Genomic DNA, 715 nt, shown 5'->3' with positions numbered 1-715 from the left:
GATCGAAAAGGCTGCCATGTTCGCTTTCCCCCGCCACGAGCCGCTGGGTGTCATTGCAGCGATCGTGCCCTGGAATTCGCCGCTTCTGCTTCTGACCTGGAAGCTCGCGCCGCTGCTGGCGGCAGGCAACACTGTCGTCATCAAGCCGTCGGAACACGCCTCGGCCTCGACGCTGGAGTTCGTGAAACTGTTTGCGCAGGCAGACTTCCCGCCCGGTGTGGTCAACACCGTCACCGGCATGCCGCTGGATGTCGGCGTGCCGCTTGTTTCCCATCCCGACATCGCCAAGATCGCCTTCACCGGTGGTGAGCCCGGCGGGATCGCCGTTTACCGCGCGGCTGCCGAACAGCTTAAGACCGTCACGCTGGAGCTCGGCGGCAAATCGGCCAACATCGTCTTTGACGACGCCGATATCGAGAGCGCGGTCAACGGCGCGATCTCAGGCATTTTCGCGGCCAGCGGCCAGACCTGCATCGCGGGTTCGCGCCTGCTGGTGCATCGCAAGATCCACGACCGCTTCGTGGAAGGCGTCATAACGCTGGCGGCCAGCGCTCGATTGGGCAATCCGGCGCTGCAAGAGACGCAGGTCGGGCCGATCACCACGCAAGCCCAGCGCGAGAAGGTGCTGTCCTATCTCGGCATAGCGCGCCGCGAGGGTGCGCTGTGCGTGCTGGGTGGCGGAAAGCCGGCGTCCGGCGAACTGGCCGAGGGCTGG

The 715-nt window shown here is 65.5% G+C and carries 1 protein-coding gene; it reads left to right on the top strand.

Features of this window, described 5'->3' with window-relative positions; all coding sequences use genetic code 11:
* Nucleotides 1-715: aldehyde dehydrogenase family protein (locus tag EN914_RS37310; protein WP_127389778.1), on the top strand; the 715-nt coding region annotated here is incomplete at both ends.

It is taken from the genome of Mesorhizobium sp. M7A.F.Ca.CA.001.08.2.1, assembly GCF_003998455.1.
In the GTDB taxonomy this organism is placed as follows: domain Bacteria; phylum Pseudomonadota; class Alphaproteobacteria; order Rhizobiales; family Rhizobiaceae; genus Mesorhizobium; species Mesorhizobium ciceri.
This window is presented reverse-complemented; position numbering and strand designations above follow the sequence as displayed.